Below are 21,527 nucleotides of genomic sequence, written 5' to 3'. Positions count from 1 at the left end.
CCGGGGGGACATACCGTGTACACCGCGCCTTACTACACGCCTCGTGAACTTGATCCGCCGATCCGGCAGACACTGGGCAAACTGTTAGTCCATACCTTGGCGGAGCAGGCTGGAGTCGACCACAGCGGAGCTGCCTTGGCTCGCTGGTATGAGCACCAGTGTGGGCAGGGCTACTGTGAACCAAGTGAAAAAAACTGGAGGCTGTTTTTCAAAGGACGAGTCCTCTCCGAACACTTGCAAGCCGAGTTAACCGTCCGTTACCCGCTTCTTCGTGAGGTGTTGAGTAACATTCTTTGGCCGACTCTGTGCGCCAACGCTCGGGGTGGGGAATCTTGGGGAGCGCTCTCTAGTGAGCTTGGTGAGGAACTTCAGTTGGATCTTGCCACATCTAAGGGGATTGACTGGTTGTCCAGGTGTGTGTCGTTGAACTATTTGAGTATTCTTTTTCTAATAATTCGTACCAAGTCGGCTAGGTATACTGCAAGTCGAGTGCGTGCTAGTCTCTTGTTTACTAAGTATCTGCAGGTGCTCTGTGTTACCTCTCCGTTGTCGTATATTGCTGGCGAACTCTATCAGATAGTCGATTCGCTTATTTGGCGGCAAGATCTCTACGAACTAAAGAATCATTCGGACTGGCCGCATTCATTTGAATATTTTCATGCTGGTGTGAATGAGTACCGAGAACTCATTGGCGAGTTGACAGGTAGAGGGTGGTTCGACGATAAAGGGCGGGATCTATCGATATTTATGGCAATGCTGATTAACCATCCGCATGACTTCAAAGAGCTTCCCGATCTGCTGCTACATAAGAAACCTGATTGGATAGCGGCGCGAATCCGTCGTCATGTATGCGCTCTGGAAGCGTGGCAGAAAGAGATAAAGTCACTTCGCTGGAGGTTGGAGCACTTTCGCGTTGTGGAAAGCTCAATATTAGTCGTCTAGGGCGGCTACTCATTGGTAACTATGGTTGCGAGGTTGCCTGCATCACCCGCTATCCATGGTGCTGCTCTTGGTTGATTTTGAAGAGGCTTCGATTGCCGGGTTATCCGCCGCAATGGAGTGCTTCAGAACGTGCTTTTGTAACTGGACTAGTTGTACACGTTGTTGCTCTCCGTGTTGCTGCATTAGTGCTAACTCGGATTGCTTTTGCAGGAGACGCTCCTCCAAAGCCGCTCTTTCAGTCTGCCGGTTGATCAAGTCTTGTTGCAGGGTGTTGATTGTCGCACGTTGTTTTTGTAGTTCCTGGGTCAGAAGGCGCTGTTGCTTGACCTGCTCGGTGCTAGCAGCCAGTAGCCGCTCGTTATCCCGATTCAGCGTCGCGAGCTCGTCTAATCGAGTTGACAGGGTGTGCTGAAGTGTCCGGATTTCAGCTTGTAGGTGTTGAGTCTGCCTGTCATGACGCTGCAGCTCTTGCTCGCGCTGCACCTGGCTGGCCTCCCGAAAATGGGCCAGGGCATCACGCGCATGCTGATGTTTGTCTTCCAGCGAGCGCAATTGAGCGGCGCGTTCGTCCAGAAGCTGCTGCAAACCTGCTTGGGCTTCCAGCAATCGCGTGCGATCTACTTCATTGCTATGGAGCTGGCTGCGCAGGAGGCCGCAGTCGTGGTTCAGACTGTCGAGTTGGAGCCGCAACTGGTTGTTGTCCGCTCGCAACTGCTCGATCCGCTCGGCACTGAACTGCCGATGGCTGCGGTATTCCTGCTGTTGGCGAGCGACCGCTTCTCGCTCCGCCGCGACGGAGGTTTCGGCCGCCTGACGGAGTCGGTCTGAGAGACCGGAGATGAAGCTGGTGATCTCTTCGCTCAAGCCGGGACCGTTGGTTACAGGAAGCGTATCGAGTTCCTTGAGGTAGCGTTGAATGGTGCTTTTCGACCCCGTATTCCCCAGTTCGATACGCACGGCGTCAATGCTGGGACGCACCCCGCGTGCCAGGAGTGCTTCCCGGGCCTTCTGCACTAACGCCTTGTTGATGCCGCTACGCGCCATGGCGCTGTCACTCCGACGATTGCGTGGTGTGACATGGAGTATGGAAGTACAGCTGTACCAGCACTCGAATTTAGGGGATTTGGCCGGACGAACTGACGCTTGTGAATGGGGCATTCTCAAACCTCAGCGGAGGTGGAGAGCGATGAAGGCAGTTTTTCCAGTACGCAGGAGGGTGAGGCGGTGACGGAGAAAGTGGAGCGCTACCGGCAGGCCGCGCGGCGCGCGAGCACCGAGCGCCGCTATCAGCAGGCGCTCGCGCATTTCGAGGAAACCTGGGGCGGTTTTCTGCCCGCCAGCAGCGAGGCGGTGGTGCGCTACCTGGCGGATTACGCTGAGACCCTGGCCAGTTCGACCCTGCGCGCGAACCTCGCGGCCCTGGCCAAGTGGCACCTCAGTCAGGGCTTTGTCGATCCGACCAAGGCACCGCAGGTGCGGGAGGTGCTGCGCGGCATCCAGGCTCTGCACCCGCGGCTCGAGCGGCAGGCAGAGCCTTTGCAGTTGACCGAGTTGACCCGCTGCATCGACTGGCTGGTGGCGCAGGAACAAGTCGACCACCATGCGCTGTTGAGCTGCCGCCGCGATCGCGCCCTGATCCTGCTCGGGTTCTGGCGGGCGTTTCGCAGCGATGACCTGTGCCGGCTGCGCGTGGAGTTTGTCGAGGTGCGGCCAGGGGAGGGGATGGACTTGTTCTTGCCCAGCAGCAAGGGCGACCGCGACAACACTGGACGGTCGTTCACCGTGCCGGCGTTAAAACGTCTGTGTCCGGTGGAAGCCTATCTTGATTGGCTCGCGGTATCCGGGTTGCGCCAAGGCCCGGTGTTTCGTGCGGTGGACCGTTGGGGCAACCTGGCGGAGGCCGGACTACACGCCTACAGCATCTCGCGCATCCTCCGTCGGGCGATGGTCCGCAGTGGCTTGCAGGGCGAGCGCTTCAGTAGTCACTCGTTGCGCCGTGGCTTTGCCACGTGGGCCAGTCGCAACCAGTGGAGCGCCAAGGCGCTGATGAGTTACGTCGGCTGGCGCGATGCTAAGGCCGCCTTGCGCTATGTTGAGCCGGAGATGCCGTTTGGCGAACTGCGCCGCTCGCAGTGAAGGGCCCCTTGTCGGTTGTTGGGGCCGATTTGCCCGGTGGATGAGGGGGCAGGTGGGGAACGCGCGAGCGAGCCTGCCGGCAGGAGGGTAGCCGACCTGCTTGGACTTACCCAAGCACCCATCAGCGCATCGGCGTAAGAGGGCAGGGAGTTTAGGCTTGGCTAACTGGGACCGGGCGCCTGCATAGCCCGGAGAGGAGCGACCACCATGACTGAGAGTTTTGCTGTGCGGTATGCCGAAGTAATGAAGCGCGCCACGCAAGTTTTCGGCAGTCGAGAGGCCGCCGAGCGGTGGATGGAGGCGCCCGCGTTGGGGCTCGAGCGGCGGCGTCCAATCGACATGCTCGCCAACGCAGAGGACCTGGAAGTGCTCGAGACCTTTCTTGAGCGCATCGAGTATGGGGTCTATCACTGACCCTAAGTTTTAGGGTCGCCGTTAACGACCCGGCGTGACTGCCAGCTAGCCCCTTTGCTAGCCGCCTTCGAGGGTTCCGGCATGCGTAAACGACCTGTCCCGTTGTCACCGGAGGCGTTAGCTCGCGAGGGCGTCGATCGAGCGCTGCTCGATGCGGTGATCGCGCTGGTACGGGAAGCGGGATGCCTGATCGCTGCTGAGGTGGTGCGACCCGGTGGTCCTAGAGGTGCTGGAGACAAGGCCGAAATTGATGGCGAGGTCGAGGTCATGCTGCGCCAGGGATTGAAGACGCTGCTCCCCTGCGACTTTGTCGGTGAGGAAACCGGTGTGCAGCTGACGGGGCACCACTATTGCTGGGTCGTGGATCCCAATGATGGCACCCGCGACTTCCTGCAAGGGAACCTGGGCTCGGCGATTTCCGTAGGCTTGCTACGAGAGTGTGTGCCGGTGCTGGGCGTCGTCTATGCGCCGCTGACGGCGCACGGCGCCGACTGCATGGCATGGGTCGAGGGGATGCGGCACTTGCTCCGTAATGGCGCGTTGATTGCGCCGAATGTCGCATCAGGCGGACTGGCGGAAGGTGCCCAAGTCTTCGTCAGTCTCGCCGCGCGTGCCTGGCCCAACGAGAACGCCGAGCTCTGTGCGCCCGCCACCTTCCACCCCATGCCGAGCATTGCCTATCGGCTTGCCCGGGTGGCAGCGGGAGACGGGATCGCGGCGGTGTCGCTGTACGCGGTGTCGCCCCACGATGTGGTGGCGGGTCACGCGTTGCTGCGGGCAGGTGGCGGTGGCCTTTGGAACGAACGGGGACAGGCCCTGGGCTACGCGACTCCGGTGACATTCAATCAACCAGTCGGGTATTGCTTCGGCGGCGGGGCAATAGCCTGCCAGGAGCTGATGAGGCGTCCGTGGCAGATTGTTCTCGCAGACGGAGCGTAGTTGTGTGGTGAGCCTAAGCTCGGCTGCGGGTCCGATGCACCGAAGGGCCGTATTCGGGGGGAGCACTTCACCCCACCGAGCAAAATTCCTACAGGAGTATCGTGTGCTAGATAAACGAAGGCCTACATGTACCCTGGTGGGAGGTTCTCGATGAAGATCACTGCGATGGAACGGGTCGAATCGGTCAGTGATGTCCTGTGCGATGTTTGTGGCGCCAGCACGCGAGTTGAAGGATATGGATTGCAATTTGGCACGCTTCGCGCCAGTTGGGGCTATGGCTCAGCCCATGATGGTGAACGCTATGAGGTCCATCTGTGCGAACCCTGTTTCTTCCAGACGCTTGCATACTTGAGACGCGAACGTATGGTGAACACGATGTTTGAGGATGGCGACAAGGACCTCGAGAATTTCGGGCGCGTGGCTCGCGATGATTTTTTCAATGACGGCGGCAGCTCGGCCACCTGATCTCCCTTCGGGGGCTGCACTTATGTGATTGTAATTTCGCGTTCCAGCACGGAGAGGATCCAAAACAAAATCGAGAAACACCAGCATCAGCAGCTGCTCGAGGAAATGGAATGGCAGCTACATTAAGCACCGGACGGACACTCTCGCCCACACAACCGAGTTGGTGAGCGACGGTGGCGTTCGTATGTGCAGTAGTGGGATATAGGGCTCGGCAGGCGCGCTACGGCCTGCCAAAGTGATTACGCCTGAACCAACTCACGCTTCTCCGCTTCTTCCTTCTCTCTATTCATCCTTGCTTCCACCAAGGGAGGGCGACTAAGGCCTTTGGCTACAAAATCGATTTTATCCTCGAAGAACGATGCAATTTTTCTTACAGCGTTTGCGAGGTATTTGTCGGGGGTAACGTAGTCTCGGCTGTACCGACCTGACGAGTGGTTGACGTGCCAGATGGGCTTCCCATCTACTTCCGTCCACCACATTTCGCCTGCGATGCGGGCCGCCTGCAGTCCCGTCATACTGGGATGGCCCAGCTTCGGTTTGGCGAGATCTTCTGCCACAAACAAGCTGCCGTCGCGACCAATAGCCCAGATCAGATTCCGCATGACTGGATCGTTGACAATCTCAGGGTAGATTTTTGCCAGTTCTTTTTCCTGGGGGTCGAAGTAGTGCTCAAGTGTTGGGTTTAGGCCCTTGCCAGAGTCGGAGACTTCGCTCTCCTCCAGGCGGAGCGGTGCTCTTAGTGCCCCGTATGCTTTGTTCAGATGGCTTTCATAGTCGAGGTCGCGCTGCTCAAGTGCCTTCAGGAATGATCCGTAGAAATGCGCGTTGTCGGTTTCTCGTTCAGGAATCTCTGCTTTGCGGAACAGTCCGAAGAACAGCTCAGAGTACAGAGGGTCGCTTGCATACACACCAGAGACTGCCTTGCCTAGAGGAATGTCTGTCGCGTCCAGAAGAACCTTGAAGATCTCCTTATTGCCCCAGAAAAAATCTATTTCCCACTGAAGCCTGGCCATTGGGCTGGTCAAAATGCGGATGCGATCCTCGTGCCACCTCTCAAGGTCCGTTTCAGTAAATGTAACCCATTCATCGACCTCAACTTGGAGAGTCTCGCCGCCCAAGTACCCCAGTGTGTGCTGGCGCACGTGCTCTCTGACTTCAGAAATTGAGGAGAGCTTGATGTTGAATCTCACAGGACCCGGTTGGAGCTGGTTCTCCTTAGAGTCCAGTAGAGGATCCGTCCAGAGGCGGATCTGATCAGTGATAGCTTGGGCTGTGCCGTGGGCATATTGGAAGGACAAACGGGCCTTCTTCTCTGCAGGCACGATGCAAGCGTCTGGAATGAGGATTTCGTACTCTGGCAACCATGTCTCGCCGAAGTCAGCCGTTTGGCGGAACGCTAATCCCCAACGATTTTTCAGCTCGGCTGGCTCCCCTGGCATCCGGTAGCTCGCCAGTTCCACCAGTTCCACACGCGCATAGGGCCCAAGACGATCGTCGTGGATGTAGAGCAGGTTCGAGCCGACCCTGAAATCGTACCCGAGCACAGTCACAGCGTGACCGCCCTCCTTCGTGAGGGCGATCACCTCTTCACTTGACTCCTCTTCCTCCGTCGCGCTTTTTCGATTGATGGAGTACACCTCACCAACCAGAACTAGGGGAAGATCGCTATCGATGTAGGAGGTGGCACAGGCTCGGAACCATTCACGGCTTTCGTTCAGAAGCAGCGTCGAATGATAACGAAGACCCTCTACGTCCAGGGAACGCTGAATCTGCTTGTTCGTCAGCTCCTTGTTGGGGAAGCCATTGTTCGAACCCTCGACAAAATTCAAGGCATTGATGGTGATCTCACTGCAGGACGGGATGTGTTTGACATCTCTCCAAGGGAGCGCATGCAGCGCAGTCCAGATGGCGGTGGTAGCACACGCAGCCACAACCTTGTCTTGTTCCTGAAAGGCGATCGAATCGACATGCAGTTTGATGCCGAAGAGGTTCACGTCGTAGCGCTTGGCGATCTTCTTCTTGGTCCCGTCCCCCACGCCTTTGTCGCCAGTCAGCTGCAGGCAAGTCTTGCCCACGAAGGTGCGGCTCAACGGCTTTACCACCATGAAGCCCAGATAGTGTTTCTGGAGATCCTCAATGGTCAGGTCACCAGCGACCTTTCCTTGCAGGAGAAGATCTAGGTGCTTGTGGTCGATGCTTCGGCTGAAGAAGTGAATGCGTCCGCATTCATAGCTGTCGTTGCCGAAACGCTTCACGTAATACCGGGAGTAGTCCTCCAGGAACTCGCGATCAATGTACTCGGGTTCCAAAAGCATAGAGACGCAATCGCGCTCTTTGAGGTAGTTAAATAGGTAGGTGACCTGACCCTTTAGGAAGATGTCAGCAAAGTCGTAGCCGAAGCACTCGCGGATCAAGGCACTGAGGGTGGCTTTCTGAAAACCGGAAACGAGGTATGGAGTCATTATGATCGCGCAAAAAAAAGCAGCCGGTGAGGCTGCTCTTCGTGGAACAGAAGAAGTTAGAGGCTGCAGGCTTTGGCCAGCACTTCCGCAGTCATGGCTTGAGAGGCAAGCTGACGCTCCAGCTTCTCATTGAGAGCATTCATGCGGGCACGGGTCGCACGTTCACGCTGCTCTCGTGTCTCGCCAACTCGATTGCGAATCTTGTCAAACAGACGATCAGTCGTCATCGCAGTCAACTCCTTTTCCTGTCTCTGCGCTGTGGCCCTTTGGACACGTCTTGGTGCGTGATTCGGGCATGCTAAAGGCGTCACGGGGACGCCTTAGAAAAATTCTCGGGATTATAGAGGTCCCGATGGGTGAGTCAATCAGCATCTCTCGCATTTGTCCACCCATTGCCGTACCTCCGACAAGCCTCAGTCGTTTACTGCTTCTGGGCGGGCTCCACAACTGCTGGCCTGCAATATGCTGCTGGTTGCTCGTGTGCAGACTAGCTCAGATCGAACCCTGTTGAGAGTTTTCGCGCTGTGCAAAGGCGTTAGACCTGACACCTTTCTAAGTGTGGCATAACCATGGTGCGTCAGCGCAAGGCGCTCCAGTCAAATTCTGAAATCCCACCCAAAGCGTTTGGTCACCTCCTCCAGTTCGGGGAGGGCACAGTGAAGCGCGCCACCGTGGCGTCGAGCAAGGTCAGGCAGGGGGGCTCTGTGAAACTGACGGGTGGCTTTGATAGCTTACGTAGCCTCACCCGAGCGGGTCGAGTCTTGGCGGGGCAGGGACCCGGCCTCCTCGTGATCTGCTCGCCTTTCTTCAAGACCTCATGCTTCACGTTTGGAGCGCCTAATGCCTGATGATGCTGCTAGCTTGTTTCTGCCCCTAACTGAGGAGCAATCAGACGGACTGGTGAACGGAACCTTTGTTGCCGCGGACTGCTTTCCTGCCTGGCCCGCTGCGGAAGTGGCTGCTGTGACGCTAATCCAGAAGCTGCCGATGCTGGCGACGAAGGGATCGGTTGCGGTCCACGGTGAGCGCTTGTTAAGCGATCTGATTACGTCGGCGGCTGAGATGGATTCTCTGGGCGGCAAGGGCACCTTTGGTGCTGCAATGGTTCCGCGATTCCAGGTGGCTGCCTTCGCCTCTGCCCTCGAACAATTGCCGTCCTGGGGGCTACGGCTCCTCGACCCGGACTCAGTGGCGCAGCGCAAATTCCTACTCGCTGACGGCAAATGGGATTTCGATTTCTCCTCTCGGCATTCGGCTGCCATAAATCCTTATACGGAGCAGTTCTCCACCCCCGCAGGGAAGACTTTCCTTCTGACGGATCAGCAGGCGAGGAGCTTCCGCTTCTTTGCAAACGAACTGCACGAGAATCTCCATCTGCAGGCGCTGGCGGGTACCGGCAAGACCCACCTGATCGAGCGCATGGTGGACCTTCTGGCAGAGCACCGACCGCTGATTCTGGCTCTGACAAAGCACCAGCGTAATGCCGTGATGAAGCGGGTCGGGAAGAAAGACGACCAGGTCAAAACGTTTGGCGAGTTTGCACTGGAGGTACTGCTGCATGACAGCACGTGCCCGAATAGGCTCAAATGGGGAACGACCACCAAGGCGAAGGTAGACGAAGATCTTCTCGTGCAGGATCTGAGTATCCTACCGGTGGCGGGAATGTCGGCACGGCAGGTGGCTTCGGTTGCGTTCGGCACAGTCTCGCGGTACTGCCACTCGCCTGATTTGCACATCTCGACCCGACATCTACCCAGGACCGGAGAAAAACTGTCGGACGTGGATCAGCATGTCCTAGTGGAATACGCGAACCGGCTTTGGGACGAGGTCCGCGAGCCACGCTCTACTCGTCAAAAGCTGCCCGTGTTCATTTACCACCGCCTCAAACAGCTTTCCTTGTCTGAGGAGGCGTGCGTCCCACCGGGATTTACGCACATCATCATCGACGAGGCGCATGAGATTCCCGCGCCCCTCGAACAGTTTCTGCGGCGTTGCGACATTCCTGTGATTACGCTCGGGGATGCGTGTCAGCGACTGGACGGCATTGTGCCCAGCCGTGGCGAGAACATTCGCAAGCGCGAGGTCTTTCAGAGTGTTCGGGCCGGGCGTCAGGTTGAATCGGCCATCAATGCCTTGCTCAGCCAAAATCCCCTGGTCCATGTCCATCCCTTGGAGGGGAATCGGCAGCGCGACACCCGCACGGTCTTTTATGATCGGCTGGATGTTCCGCCGGAGCCGTCGACAATCCTGGTGGGCTCTGAATGGGGAATCTTTGAGTGGGCGCAGCGCCTGAGTGCGAAGAATGCTCCGTTCGCGCTATTGCCTGGGGCTCAAGAAAGCTTCCGCGGGTTTGTCTCGGATTGCATCCGCCTCTATCACGAGGGCCTTCGCCCTCGCTACGGGGCACTCTTTAGGTACCGAACGTGGGACGATCTGCGTAAGGCGATGGGGAATGATGATCCCTCCTTCACCCGCATAGATCGCATGTTGGCCAAAGGCTATTCGACAACCGACTTCGACCAGTTGCTGCTCACGCAAGTGGCGCCCGATTCCGCGCGGTATTTGTTGGGGATGGTCAGCCATGCCAAGAATATGGAAGTCGACTCCGTAATGCTGGCGCCTGATCTGCTTGGCCGCGTGCGTCAGGGAGATCGAGTGGGTGCGGCGCGCCTATTTGCCGCCCTCTACACCGGTGGGACACGCGCTCGCTATCGTCTCTATGTCCCCGGCCAGTTGCGGGATTGGGCGATCGATCAGGCAGCTCGAGCAGCTCAGGCTGGACATGGAGGGGGGCTCAGTACGGTGCCGTAGTCGCTCCTTCCAACAGCTAAGGTCCGTGGGTGCGCCTAATTTTCTTGGCCGAGTGCATCGCCGCGACCGTATTGGTGCTGCTCGGTTCTTTGCCGCACTGTATACGAGAAGCACACGTGCCCGGTATCGTCACTATGTATCAGGCCACCTTCGGGATTGGGCAAGCGATCTCGCTACCTGGGTGGCCCACGCAGCTGAATAGCTACATGCATTTCACCGTCCTAGGATGTGCTACTCACTCCTATGCCAGTCACGCAATTCGCTGGAGACCAGTTCCACGGGTAGAAACTCTTGCTCAAGGCGCCCTCGTGTTACCTCCAGCAAATGTTTGTAGAGAGCTTTCTCGTCCTCGCTGAGTTCCGGAGGTGGCGTGGCTCCGGCCGTCGAGGGCTCAATGACGGCAAGTGACGCTTGGTGATGTTCGAAATGCTCGACTGACATGAGGACTGATTCCAGCTCTGGCTGATATATGCGGGCCTTGGCCAACATTGCAAGGCCCCACGTATCCATGTCTCCCCAGTAGGCTACTCGCCGTCTGCCCAGCCAATCGCCTTTCATCCACTCCAGATTCAGCCCTGCTCCCAGGATGGCAACAGTTCCAGGAAGTGGCGGGAGTTGGTGGATGCAGCGTTCGTTTTCTACCACGACGATGTGGCTGACCGATGCGGGCATCGACGTAAGTGACTGAACAGGGGCCCTTTGTTGATCGAAGGGTAGAAGTCCAGCGGCCAAGGGGACCAACAGGAGCCAGTGATCGGTGAATTCCTCGGCGCCAAGAAATCGCTCAAGCCCCATCGAGGAGGTCAGACCGTCGAAACGAAGATTAAGGAACTGTGTGACTAGGGACCGGTTACGCTCGAAGAACTTGCTGTCGATGTTGCCTGTCGCTAGGGCCCGCAGCGGACGTCCTGCCGCGCAACCTTGCTCCAGAAGCATCGCCACTTCGGCGCAGCGGATAACCTCTTCCGGTGGGCGATCCAGCACCAGACGCCGCTGGCGTACCATTAACGCTCGGAACTGGGGATCCGGGACGGCCTTCACCAATTGTGCTAGGCGCTGAAATTCCGACTGAATGACTGCATCCTGAGTAGCTTGTACCCACTCCGAAGGTGTTCTCAGTTTCCAGGTGTGCGGCATGGAAATCGACTCACTGCCGGCACGATAGGATTCAGGACGAAAATCCACATAGCCAATGGTGACCTGTCGCCAGGCCTGAACATGCTGCCGAACGCGCTCGGACTCCTGGGTAAAGACCTCTGTGCTGGGTTTTCCAATCCTCAGCTCCAATGGCCAGCTTCCCGGGTGCAGCAGGCGCGCCTCCCGCAACTCGGCCTGCTGCCATTGTTTCGCAAGCTTTCGGGACCAATCGCTAGGCGATTTCATTGCTGGTCAGATTCCCTTGGCTTTGCGGCTTCCAGCTCCTCCCAAGACAGCGAAGTCATGGTCGATTGCTGCCCCTTGCGATGAATCAGGATCGCCGAGCGGGTATGGGCCCGCAGCAGTCGCATTTCCTTGTTGGGGGTGACAAAGAGGGGATGCAAACCGAACTCCCTGAGGGCAGAAATGATGCGGCCAGCCACGGCTTGGGAGCTCTTGGAGAAGGCCTCATCGAGAATGATCGTCCCGAAAAGAGGTTTGCTGCTTCCATCTGGGCACAGGGCGTAGCTGAGCGATGCTGTAAGGATGTAGCTGGCGATGATTTCCTTTTCGCCGCCGCTTCCGCCCTGCGAACCGGTACGCGTTTCGATGGTCGCTCCTGTCTCGCGCTCAATCACCGAGACGGAGAAATGCAGCCGATAACGCGGGTCCAGTAGCGCCTTGGCTCCTAGTGTGGCCTTACGCTCGCTGGCATCGCGGAGCATGTTGATGATGTGAGCCAAGGCGCGGAAGTGGCTCTCGCCTTGGTCGTCCTTCAACGCTGCTGTGAGCAGTACGCGTTGAGCAGCATGCAGTGCTTTGAGCAGGTCGTGAACGACTTGCTTGGGCTCCAATCGAAGATATCGGCCAGGTTGGAAATCGACACGGCGCATCGTGTCATTTAGCTCGCCAATGCGTTCCTCGATAATGGACACTTGATTGTCGACGCCACGGAGAAGTTGCGTGACGCCCTGGTCCGAGGACTGATTCAGATAGTCCAGGAAGCGCTGCTGCTTTTCCGGCAAAGCTTCTTCAATCAGTATCCTCAGCCGCTCGAGGTAGCTGGGCACATCCTCCAGTTCGGTGCGTACATCGACGAGTGGGCCCTGGTCTTCCTTCTTTGCGTTTTCCATGAGGCGGACAAGAGTCTTGGAGCTTTCCAGAATTTTCTCGCTCAGTTTGTCTTGTTGGGCTACTAACCCGCGCAACGCGGACTGTTCGTGATCCGATACGGACTTTGCCTCGCAATCGGTCGGTAGGTGGAAATGCTCCTCGGAAAGCGATACGTGCGCGTCTGAAAGCCCAGCCCCGGTGCGCCTGTATGCATGGGACTGGTTTTCCGTGCAGGCGCCGACATCCTGCGCGAGTACCCCTTGATTGATCTTTAGGTCATTGAGGGCTTCATCGAGCTTTGTAAGCTGCGATTTAACCTCCGACCATCGCTCCTTGGCTTGGGCGGTATCTGAGTCGGGGGCCTCTAACAGTTTCAGGCGTTCTTGTAGTGACTGCAGTGCCTGTTCTGCACCTGGCAGGTCGATATCGTCGTAGCGCAGCAGCACAAACGGCTCGAGTAGGCCGTGCTTCTGTCTGGCGAGATTCGCTTTGGCTTGGGCTGCTTCGCAGGCCTCTTTCAGCTCCTTGGCGAGTTCGCGCGCCTCGATCAAGCGCAGGGCCAGTTCTCGGAGCTGATCCGAGTTGTCGAAGCCGGTAAGCCAGCCCTTTTCCAAGCGGATATTGTCCTGCTTGTCATACAGGCCTGCTTTCCCCGACATGAGGCCCTGAGCGGTCATGCCATGCTCAGTGCCCTCGAGCGCTTCGGCGGATCCGACGCAGTGGCGATCGATGCCGCTCAGGAACTTCTTCACGGCGGCTAGGTAGGGGGACTTCGGTTTGAAAGTCAGTTTGCGAGTAAAGCCATCCTCAAAGAAGACTGCAGGTTGCTTGGGCTCCCGAGCATCCAGCAGGCGGACATGGAAGTCGTTGTGCCTACCGTTTACCCATCTCAGAGCGGACTTGAGCGATTCACTCGGTACCAGAATGCGTAAGCGATGGGCGCCAATCGCGCGTTCTATTGCACCTCGCCATTGTGCTTCCTCGCTTTTGACTTCCACCAACTCGGCCAGGAACGGTAGGGCCGTGTTGTCCAGGCCAAGGTACTCGGCCAGTGCCGTTCGAAACTGATTGGGTTCAGAGGGGATATTCGAATTGGGTCGGGACTTGGCATCGTGTAGCTCCCTTTCTAGGTCCTCGAGAGCTTTGCTTTGTGCCTGCAGTAGAACACCTTGATCCCAAGCAGCTTGTTCCAGTGCTTTCAGGTCCGATTCGAGCTGCGGCGCGAGCGAGTCGATTTTCAGCTTGTTCGCGTGAAAGGATTCCCTTGAAATCGTTTCATCTAGCTCCAGCTTCCGAGCAACACGCCGGTACTCATCAGCGGCGCCCTCCAGATTTCGACATCGGCCTCGCTGCCAATTGATCTCTTCTCTTAGGGCTTCGATGCTGGAGCCGCCGCTCTGCAAATAGGTATCTCGCAGGGTCTGTTCGAGCGCTGCCTGGGCATTCCTTTGAGGCTCCAGCTCATCCCGACGGTCCTGGTTCTTCCGTAGCTCCTCATTGAGGCTCTGCAGTCGCGTTCCCCAGAGTTGGTATGCCTTCGTCGCAAACCAGATGGGGGCGATCCTCAACAACTCGGCACACTGGTTTTTCCGTTCCAAAAGGTCGTTGTGTGATTGCCATGCAGGTGCGATTGGAAGCAGCGAGTCTCGCTGCTTGCGTGCGACCTCCAGCTCTTGGTGGATGGCGGTGAGGTTGTCGAACTCCGAAGCTACCTCAGCCGCACGTTGGAACGCAGAGTGGTCGTCGAGCACCAGTTCGCGGAAGAGATCGTCGATACTGTTCAACTGCTTGAGCCCCGCTGCCCGGTTGAGCAGGGTGAACGCATTCTCGCCAACATCGAAGAAGCGCCTCAGCTGAGCCAGATAGTGGACTTTGCTCTCGTTGACGAACAGCCCCGGGGTCTCCTTTGCCAGGCTTTTCAGCGCACGATTGCCGCCGACATGATGATGCTCAAGCCAATCATCCAACCCCATTCCCGGCACCCGGGAAAAGAGCCATATCCGATCCAGGTCGGAAGGGGATGAGCTGCTTCCATCGAATGCGAACAGGGCACCGATGCACAAGGTGTCTTGTTCATTCCTAAAGCGCGCGGCAATGCCGGTGACGGTTTTCTGCGGACGGGCAATGTGGTCCATGTCGCCACTGCGTCCAGCCCCGGAGACCCCTCGAACGTAGGACACGAGGTCCCGATCGCTTTCGTGCCCACCAGTCGACGCCAGGTTGTAGCGCGGTTGAGCAGTGATCAGGGTCATGAAGGCGTCTATCAACGTTGTCTTGCCGCTACCGGTCTGGCCGATGATCGCGGTGCCCCGCAAATCAATCTCCGCGGTATGCCGATTGCCGAAGGAGCCCCAGTTGAACAGGTCGATTCCAGTCAGAAGATAGGGCGTGTCGGGGATCAGATCCCTGAGCACCAGGTTTGTTGCTTCAGGCATCGTCACGGTTCACCTCCTCGGCTTCTTCGGGCTTCGTCGCGCCGGCTTCCTGGGCGGATCGGGACTTGGCTTTGAGCGCCTGAAGGAGGCTCACCAGATTCTCGGGGTTGGCAAGATGGGCAATGATCGGCCTGATCGAGACTTGGTCGTGCTGGTTGACCTCTGAAACCACGCCATGGGCTCTGAGCTGCTCCAGGAGGTTACGCAGGCGAGTCTGCTCCCGTTGGTCACTGCCTAGGGCTCCGAGAAAGAGCTGCAGCTGCGGCAGCAACTCCTCAAGTGCGACTTTAGCGTCTCCGCCGCCGATGCCAGCCTCTTGCTCGTATACGACATAGTGCTGACGAAGGAGGGCCAGCAACAGCGATTGCTCCAGAGTGAGTCGCTGTTTACGGACCAAGGGATGGGACCATTCATCCTCGTCGTCGGCAAAGATTCGTTGAGACACGATGAGATAGGCGAGGCCCCGAATCTCGTCAATGCGAAGCGCCAGATCGAAGGGTTCGAAGATGGTGTTGATCGCGCCAGTTTGGGTAAGGGCAATCCGATATAAATTGGGTTTGGCTGAAGCCTCGAGCAGGCCGACTCGCAGCAGTTCCTGACTGCACTCTCTTAACTGAACAGGCGTGTAGCTCGCCTGGTCTTCAGGGTTTGCCGCGGTGTGGGAGGGTACTTCCGCGACCACGCCGCCTTCCTGCTCATCAGCATCCTCAGGCTCCCTGCGGGCCGCTAACTCATCGAAGACGTTTCCCATCTCACACCTCCCAATCCATTTGCCGTAGCGGTGCGGCTTCTAACTGCACTCGAGGAACTTCGAAACGTAAACCGACACCCTCACGGGCAACGACATCGACCTGCTCCCGGTCGTCGAGAATGGGGACGTCGACTTCCCGGGCCATGCTGAGCCACAACGCGAGAGTCTCGAGGTCATGTGTCGGGGGGAGCTGAACTGCGAGCTCCGCGATACTCATGGGACGGCCGCTGGTCTCCAGCACCTCGAGTGTCTGGGTGACTAGTGCCTGTCTGTCCAGGCCATCCAGAGCGTCCCAGAAGTCCTCATCGAGATCTGTCAGGTCCAGTGCAGCCGGGGCTAGCTCGAGTGACTGCTCCTCGTTCCCGGCCAGGGCCTTGAATCGTAGTCGCTCAATCAGCGGCAGGTTGGGGAAGGCCACCGCAACGGGCGGAATAGGGGCGGGTGTGCGGCGAGTGTCTGCGCTGCTCCAATCCAAATCCAACGCCTGCTGGAGGATGTCGTTGATCAACTCGCCCACGCGATGGTGTTCGGCGGCCAGCCCTGTTTTGAGGAAGCCCTTCACGTCTCGCTCGCTGCGGGCCCGGGCGCGAATGACCCCTGCGGACTCTTCCACCAATCGAAGAATCAGCCAGCGCAACTCGGTTTGCTGCTGACGGTTCAGTGCGGTCGAGGTCACGGGGTGGGTGGCGATGGCGCGCAGTTGCATCTTCATGTTCTGCAACTCCGCCGAACGCGAGAGCTGCAGCTGGAAGCTGTGAAAGACTCGGCCCTCGGGTGTTTCCAGCAGGTCGTCGTGGCTGTTCAGCATCTTGTCGACGATATCGCCGCGGTTATTCCTCTCGCTGACGATGGACTGCCGCAGTCGCCGGTCAGCCTCTCGGTACGAGTCTTCGACGCGCCGGAAGTCAGCCCGCAGGCTAGTTGCCAGGCCATAGATTTCCCGAATGCGTTCGGTGGCTTCTACGGGGGGCAGAACAGGAACGTGTCCAGCATTGACGGCTTCCAGCTCTGCTTCGAGCTCGGTGATCTTTCGCTTGATGTGGTCCGCGCGGCTGCGAGGGTCCGGGTTGAGGCTGGACTGCAAGCTTTCGATTTCGCGCTGCACCATAGATAAGCGCGAGGCAGTCGAGGTCATGATTCGCGCGCCCAAGCTCGCGGTGAAGCGCATTGCCGCTTCCAGCGCGTCGGTGGCGTACAGCTGGCCGTCCCGCTCGACTACCAAGCCCCGCTTGATCCAACTGCGAAGTTCTTTGCGCGCTGAGGCGTTGAAATCTTCGCCATCGTCATTGAAGGCGTCGTTATTGGCGTGTAGTTCGAGGAGTTCGGCCAAGCCAGTCAGCGCATCTTCGAAAGCGATTCCGTCTCGGTTTTTTTCGAAAAGATTCTGCAGGCAGCTGAGGACGAGGGGAGCGCGACGGGCTGCCAGTAGCTGCCAGGCTGGGTTCTGCTGGCGGGCGTGAATGAGCTCCTGGGTTCGCCGCTTGATGTCGATGTCCATCGCTGGCGCCCTCCACTAGCACCAATCACCGCGCGATCAATATGGGGTCTTTGATGTCGCATTGCTAGTAGGCATTCGCTGCGGAGGGGGGAATTAGAGAGTCTCAGCCGCCCAGCGCAATCATTTCCACCTTGGATGGTGTGCCCATGTGACCGTGTCCAGCACTACTCCTAAGCCTGGTGAGCTCCGGTCGTTCAGAAAATCGCCTACGGGCCATCAAGCCCAACCATAACTGTTGCCCACACGTTCAGCTGATAGATAGTTCGCTGTGGTCGTGACTGGACTATCAACTGAGCGATATGGGGTCTGCTTCATTGTTCGAGCCCGCTGCTCCGGCCAGGGATGGATTCAGCAGATCTGGTTTTCTCTATGCCCCATACGGCCTTGGCGACTTCTTCGATCTTGGCGACGAATTTGTCGACGTTTAAACCAGCTATGAAGGCAAGTGCAAAGAAGCCAATTTCGCTTGCCCCTGCGTTGGCGCTCGACTCGAGCACAAGTAGGCCTGCTTTCAGGAATAGATAGCTAATTGCCCCAGATATTGTGCTGGCAATCGGTCTGAGGAAATACCAGGCATACCAGTCTGGATCCCAACGTTTGTACACGCATTTGTTTAAGTACACCGCTCTGACGCAGTAAAGGCATCCCCCGACGCAGGCAATGGCCCCGCACATCAAGGGGATGCGGAGCACTTCATATGGCTGCGTTAGCCAACCGAGTGCCATCGCACCGATTGAATAGGTGGCTCCTACCAGCAGCGCAAGCAAGTAGAGAACGATTATAAAAATCATGGTCGATGAACTCTTCGTGTGACCTTGAGCAAGAGACGGCTCGAGTCGTGCTATTCAGGTGCGACGATTGATTGGACGCCGCTGCTGCCACGGCACCGCGACGTGAGGGTCAGCGGACATGGATCGACACCTCATGATCGGCCACGATCAGCATGACCACCGGAAGCCCCTCGCTCGATAGCAAGTCGGACATTGTTTCAAGCAGCCGACGATCATCGGCACTGGCCGTCGCTGGACATCCCCGTGGATGGGAATGCCATTCGCCCACGTAATCCACCAGGCCTGCAGTAAGACGATGAACCTCCTGAAGTGCCTCTTCCTGCCCCGCTTTGCCTCTGACAAAGTGGGATGGACTGGCTTGGCTATCTGCAGGTGGACCCAATACCTCGACCAGGACAATGGTTCGGCTAGCAAAATCAGTGACGCCCAAGACAATCCCACCCGTTTCATTGGGCAGGGCGAGTTCGCGGATGTGCTTAAGCTGCTGGATGATCGCCTCGTCATAAATGACGGACCAACCGGCCTGGGTCGTCGATCGTACGGGCGCTAATGCGATCTCATGGCAGGTCACCCCTTCCGATTCCTCATCGACTGACCAGACGCAAGCACGAGCCTCATCCTGCAACACGGATTTCCGTAGCTGGCGGGAGAGTATTCCCGCGTGCAGGTGGATGCGGTCAAAGGGGAGTTGGACGGAAATGTCTCGGCAGCCGCCGCCGACCCACATATCTCCAGCGTGGTCCTTCAGATGGCCGGCTCCCCAGTCATTGCGGAGGATGGCTCGATAGTATTGGCCCTCCATGGCGGAGACTCGCGTGGTGCGTTCTGTGTCTTCAAGGAGGAGGACGCAGCCATTGCCCGAAGGTGTAATGAACAGGTTGGCGGTTCTTGGCGCTTCGTCGCGCAGAGCGATTTCCCGGGGGGTATCCAGGGTTGTGGTGACATCCACCAGTAGGTCGGCGGCGGCAAGTGCGGCCAGGACTGTATCGCTACGCTCAGTAATACTGGTCGCGATAGCATTGGGTACCGGCTGATCGGGATAGACGTGCTGGGCGAGGGACCGCATAACACTGACTTTCGCCTGGCCCAGCCCAAAATCGAAGGCAACGTGGCGCGGCAAGTTGTGGGGTAGTAACTGGTCTGGATCCACATAAGTCCAGTCGCCCCAGGCTTCCCGCTGCCAGAGGTTGGCGAGCAATCCTCCGAGTGAGCCGACGCCGGCCAAAACGCCGTTGAAGCTCGCGGCAGTACTATCGATGGCCGAGAGGCGGCGTGCACGCTCTTTGTCCATGGCCACGCGTACTTCGACCGGCAAGACCGGAATCGAACGCCAAGCGTCAGTCTCCGGCGCGCCAGGAGTGTGACCGATAAGTTGGGTGCGGAAGTAGCGGCCGTGGTCGTCGGCTTGGCCGATGATCTCGAATGCCGTGGCGAGCTCGAACAATGAGGCGGGGACCGCGTAGCAGAGAATATCGTGGCGTTCGACTTCGCCATTGCGGATGCGAGGGACCCAAACCAGGATCAGAAACGCTTCATCCTCCCGCTGATTCTTGGCTGATAATCCCTCACTTGGAATCGCCTGCCCGATGGCTTCGGCCAAGGGCACGCAGAGATTGCTTTCCCAGGCTATCAGACGTTCTTGAAGCTGCCCCAGATCGGTTGGGAACGCTACAACTTCAGATGAACCGACCCCTTCCACCATCAAGGGGAGCACACGCAGGCCCTTCAGGCCCTGCTGAGCTAGCTCATCGGCAGTTGCGGGCTGAGCCCGAAGCGTAATCGGTGCAGAGGGAGGGGAGGGCACCCTCTGAAGGCCCAAGTAGTTGTTGTCCCCCTTTGCGAACTCCAGATGGTTAGCCGGTAGGATCAGCTGGTACGGGCTCATATAGAAAAGCTGTTCGAGGGGCTGGTCGTCGCGGTGCAGGTTCTGTGTTGCAGATTGCCTGAGCCACCAGAACATACGATCCAGGAAGCGTTCCGGAGTCCAAGCACGCTCGACACTGCTCCAGGCCACGTTGTACAAGCACAGGATGCGCGGCGAGTCGGTAGGCGTAGGGTGCTGATGCGAAAGCGCGGGGAAGTCCTTGCGCAATGTGCGGACGGTCACGGGTACGCGAAGGTCAGGGTTGACTGCGATTGCCAGTCGCTCAGTACGACGAATTCCCGCCGGGTTATCACGTGCCACCGTCGCGTCACTCGCATCAACCACAATGAGCTCAGTTCGTCGACCGCCTTCGTCGTCCCAACGAAGCTCGATGACGTCGATGTACGGATTAAGCTCACAGGCGCGCAGGAGAGAAACTGTCATCGGGTAGCACAACTCTGCCTCCCCGCCGCTCAGAGTGCTTCCCCATTCGAAGAGTTCGCTCATGGGCGTCCCGCGCGAGGCGCCGCGGCAGCAACTGCACTTCCGGTTGCAGCGATAACGCCAGCGGCAATTCGAACCAGGCTGCCGCCGGATTGCACTTCTAGTTCGAGAAGTTCTGGGCGCTTTCCGTCTCCCGTGCAGAGGAAGGTTCCATCCACAGGCCTGACGATCGACTGGTATTCACGTTTGGCGCGAATGCACGGTGGATCTTTGTCATCGTCCAGAATCTGCTTACTGCTGGCGACAATAGTTGCGCCTTCGCGAGCTTGGCTCAGCGCATTTCGCGCCTCTTCACAGACCTCTGCCTCTTCCTTGTAGGTTGACCAGCTATCGTAGGACAGCGAGTGCCAGGAACAGTGGTGGGGCGCTTGAAGCAGGTCGTACGCCAAGACGTCCGGGGTGTTCTGGTACTTGTCCCACAGTCGTTGCCAAATCGCGACTTCAGCGTCGCCGCCGGTCAGAAAACGCGTGCGTTTGGTGGCCAGAATCGTCGGGAAAATTTCCAAATTGAGAATCACGCTGGAGTGATTCTTCGATAGGGTTTCTTCAAGTTTCTCATCTGCTTGCTTGGGCGCCGGTGCTAGCAGACGCGCTGAGAAATACATCGAGCTCGACGAGTCGCCATTGATCGTCGAGAAGGTTTCACCTGCTTTAACCACGATCGGAGTCAGGTCATCGGTCTTACCGTTTTCATCCTCGCCCATGATCAGAATACGGTTTCCATCTCCGGCGGAATGATAGGTGCGCCAGTACTTCACGCGCCGGCGCGCTTCGGCGTTGAAGGCCTGGGCGTCTTCGCAGAGTGTGTGATTTTTCGAGCGGCGTCTGAACACCATCGGAGAGGACCAAAGCTCTCTGATTAGAATGCGTTTCTCCGTTAGCGGGAGCTCATCATCGGGGTACTCGTCTGGATCCCCCAGCCAGAAGTGTTTTCGCAGGCCGCTGCAGTGATCCTTGTCCGGATGGCTGAGCAGGAAGGCGTCCACGAAAGGGCGACCCTCTCGATCAAACTGGAGCCGCTTACGCAGCTCGCTGGCGACATCGGGAGTAGGATCCGCAGGATCGTCGGCGGCGACGCGGATGTGGATGTCGATGAGCAGGGTGGTCACTCGCGTGTCCGCCAGGCGCACCAAGGTCATATCACCGTTGTCTACGGGAAAGAACGTGATTTTCGCGGCCATGGTGTCCCCCTTATGGAGCGATTGCTAGCTTCAGGTCTGACGGCTAGGATACGTATAGTTTTTATTTCGGTCTACTTTTTGTCC

Annotated in this window: 16 protein-coding genes; 6 read left to right on the top strand and 10 right to left on the bottom strand. The window is 58.0% G+C overall.

The window, feature by feature from the left end; all coding sequences use genetic code 11:
* The first annotated feature begins 15 nt into the window (after positions 1-15).
* A complete protein-coding gene (locus tag DM872_RS14305; protein WP_179060111.1) occupies positions 16-942 on the top strand; it encodes a hypothetical protein in 927 nt (308 codons plus the stop codon).
* Between the two features lie 42 nt (positions 943-984).
* Here DM872_RS14305 and DM872_RS14300 read toward each other — a convergent pair whose 3' ends face one another.
* The gene (locus DM872_RS14300) at positions 985-1,986 is read right to left on the bottom strand and encodes a DNA-binding protein (protein WP_179060110.1); all 1,002 of its coding nucleotides are present in this window, start codon (positions 1,984-1,986) and stop codon (positions 985-987) included.
* 180 nt (positions 1,987-2,166) lie between these two features.
* Between DM872_RS14300 and DM872_RS14295 the strand changes: the two genes are divergently transcribed.
* The 4 genes from DM872_RS14295 to DM872_RS14280 all read left to right on the top strand — a co-directional run bounded on the left by DM872_RS14295 (position 2,167) and on the right by DM872_RS14280 (position 4,896).
* Positions 2,167-3,078 (top strand): site-specific integrase, encoded by a 912-nt coding sequence (locus tag DM872_RS14295; protein ID WP_179060109.1) that lies wholly within the window; start codon positions 2,167-2,169, stop codon positions 3,076-3,078.
* A gap of 207 nt (positions 3,079-3,285) precedes the next feature.
* On the top strand, positions 3,286-3,492 hold the full coding sequence (locus DM872_RS14290; RefSeq protein ID WP_179060108.1) for an antitoxin Xre/MbcA/ParS toxin-binding domain-containing protein: 207 nt from the start codon (positions 3,286-3,288) through the stop codon (positions 3,490-3,492).
* Between the two features lie 81 nt (positions 3,493-3,573).
* Positions 3,574-4,431, top strand: coding sequence for an inositol monophosphatase family protein (locus DM872_RS14285; protein WP_179060107.1), 858 nt, complete (start codon positions 3,574-3,576; stop codon positions 4,429-4,431).
* Positions 4,432-4,581: 150 nt separating this feature from the next.
* On the top strand, positions 4,582-4,896 hold the full coding sequence (locus tag DM872_RS14280; RefSeq protein ID WP_179060106.1) for a hypothetical protein: 315 nt from the start codon (positions 4,582-4,584) through the stop codon (positions 4,894-4,896).
* Positions 4,897-5,135: 239 nt separating this feature from the next.
* On the opposite strand, the gene DM872_RS14275 is transcribed toward DM872_RS14280, so the two are convergent.
* Both DM872_RS14275 and DM872_RS14270 read right to left on the bottom strand, forming a co-directional pair.
* Positions 5,136-7,358 carry a hypothetical protein gene (locus tag DM872_RS14275; protein WP_179060105.1) on the bottom strand — a complete coding sequence of 741 codons (2,223 nt, stop codon included), beginning with the start codon at positions 7,356-7,358 and terminating at the stop codon, positions 5,136-5,138.
* A 56-nt stretch (positions 7,359-7,414) separates the two neighbouring features.
* Positions 7,415-7,585, bottom strand: coding sequence for a hypothetical protein (locus tag DM872_RS14270; RefSeq protein WP_179060104.1), 171 nt, complete (start codon positions 7,583-7,585; stop codon positions 7,415-7,417).
* A gap of 613 nt (positions 7,586-8,198) precedes the next feature.
* On the opposite strand from DM872_RS14270, the gene DM872_RS14265 reads away from it, so the two are divergent.
* Positions 8,199-10,169: a helicase gene (locus DM872_RS14265; protein WP_256873401.1), complete on the top strand. Its 1,971-nt coding sequence runs from the start codon at positions 8,199-8,201 to the stop codon at positions 10,167-10,169.
* 231 nt (positions 10,170-10,400) lie between these two features.
* On the opposite strand, the gene DM872_RS14260 is transcribed toward DM872_RS14265, so the two are convergent.
* From DM872_RS14260 to DM872_RS14230, 7 genes are all read right to left on the bottom strand, one after another.
* Positions 10,401-11,552 carry a Wadjet anti-phage system protein JetD domain-containing protein gene (locus DM872_RS14260; RefSeq protein ID WP_179060103.1) on the bottom strand — a complete coding sequence of 384 codons (1,152 nt, stop codon included), beginning with the start codon at positions 11,550-11,552 and terminating at the stop codon, positions 10,401-10,403.
* Positions 11,549-14,854, bottom strand: coding sequence for an ATP-binding protein (locus DM872_RS14255; protein WP_179060134.1), 3,306 nt, complete (start codon positions 14,852-14,854; stop codon positions 11,549-11,551). Before DM872_RS14255 ends, DM872_RS14260 begins: the two co-directional genes overlap by 4 nt.
* On the bottom strand, positions 14,847-15,605 hold the full coding sequence (locus DM872_RS14250; RefSeq protein ID WP_179060102.1) for a DUF4194 domain-containing protein: 759 nt from the start codon (positions 15,603-15,605) through the stop codon (positions 14,847-14,849). Before DM872_RS14250 ends, DM872_RS14255 begins: the two co-directional genes overlap by 8 nt.
* Position 15,606: 1 nt before the next feature.
* Positions 15,607-17,103: a DUF3375 domain-containing protein gene (locus tag DM872_RS14245; protein ID WP_179060101.1), complete on the bottom strand. Its 1,497-nt coding sequence runs from the start codon at positions 17,101-17,103 to the stop codon at positions 15,607-15,609.
* A 311-nt stretch (positions 17,104-17,414) separates the two neighbouring features.
* Positions 17,415-17,894 (bottom strand): hypothetical protein, encoded by a 480-nt coding sequence (locus tag DM872_RS14240; RefSeq protein WP_179060100.1) that lies wholly within the window; start codon positions 17,892-17,894, stop codon positions 17,415-17,417.
* A gap of 109 nt (positions 17,895-18,003) precedes the next feature.
* Positions 18,004-20,265, bottom strand: coding sequence for a Mov34/MPN/PAD-1 family protein (locus DM872_RS14235; RefSeq protein WP_179060099.1), 2,262 nt, complete (start codon positions 20,263-20,265; stop codon positions 18,004-18,006).
* Entirely contained in the window at positions 20,262-21,443 is a 1,182-nt protein-coding gene (locus DM872_RS14230; RefSeq protein ID WP_179060098.1) for a metallohydrolase, read from the bottom strand. Before DM872_RS14230 ends, DM872_RS14235 begins: the two co-directional genes overlap by 4 nt.
* Positions 21,444-21,527 lie beyond the last annotated feature (84 nt).

The organism is Pseudomonas taiwanensis, assembly GCF_013393345.1.
Taxonomy (GTDB): Bacteria; Pseudomonadota; Gammaproteobacteria; order Pseudomonadales; family Pseudomonadaceae; genus Metapseudomonas; species Metapseudomonas resinovorans_C.
Note: the sequence above shows the minus strand (reverse complement) of the source record. Positions and strands in the feature narration are given on the sequence as shown.

Bases quoted from the DNA above. Each gene is read 5' to 3' on its own strand.
- DM872_RS14245 (WP_179060101.1), bottom strand. From the start codon at position 17,103: ATGGACATCGACATCAAGCGGCGAACCCAGGAGCTCATTCACGCCCGC.
- DM872_RS14240 (WP_179060100.1), bottom strand. From the start codon at position 17,894: ATGATTTTTATAATCGTTCTCTACTTGCTTGCGCTGCTGGTAGGAGCC.
- DM872_RS14230 (WP_179060098.1), bottom strand. From the start codon at position 21,443: ATGGCCGCGAAAATCACGTTCTTTCCCGTAGACAACGGTGATATGACC.
- DM872_RS14250 (WP_179060102.1), bottom strand. From the start codon at position 15,605: ATGGGAAACGTCTTCGATGAGTTAGCGGCCCGCAGGGAGCCTGAGGAT.
- DM872_RS14270 (WP_179060104.1), bottom strand. From the start codon at position 7,585: ATGACGACTGATCGTCTGTTTGACAAGATTCGCAATCGAGTTGGCGAG.
- DM872_RS14285 (WP_179060107.1), top strand. From the start codon at position 3,574: ATGCGTAAACGACCTGTCCCGTTGTCACCGGAGGCGTTAGCTCGCGAG.
- DM872_RS14280 (WP_179060106.1), top strand. From the start codon at position 4,582: ATGAAGATCACTGCGATGGAACGGGTCGAATCGGTCAGTGATGTCCTG.
- DM872_RS14255 (WP_179060134.1), bottom strand. From the start codon at position 14,854: ATGCCTGAAGCAACAAACCTGGTGCTCAGGGATCTGATCCCCGACACG.
- DM872_RS14300 (WP_179060110.1), bottom strand. From the start codon at position 1,986: ATGGCGCGTAGCGGCATCAACAAGGCGTTAGTGCAGAAGGCCCGGGAA.
- DM872_RS14290 (WP_179060108.1), top strand. From the start codon at position 3,286: ATGACTGAGAGTTTTGCTGTGCGGTATGCCGAAGTAATGAAGCGCGCC.
- DM872_RS14275 (WP_179060105.1), bottom strand. From the start codon at position 7,358: ATGACTCCATACCTCGTTTCCGGTTTTCAGAAAGCCACCCTCAGTGCC.
- DM872_RS14235 (WP_179060099.1), bottom strand. From the start codon at position 20,265: ATGAGCGAACTCTTCGAATGGGGAAGCACTCTGAGCGGCGGGGAGGCA.
- DM872_RS14265 (WP_256873401.1), top strand. From the start codon at position 8,199: ATGCCTGATGATGCTGCTAGCTTGTTTCTGCCCCTAACTGAGGAGCAA.
- DM872_RS14260 (WP_179060103.1), bottom strand. From the start codon at position 11,552: ATGAAATCGCCTAGCGATTGGTCCCGAAAGCTTGCGAAACAATGGCAG.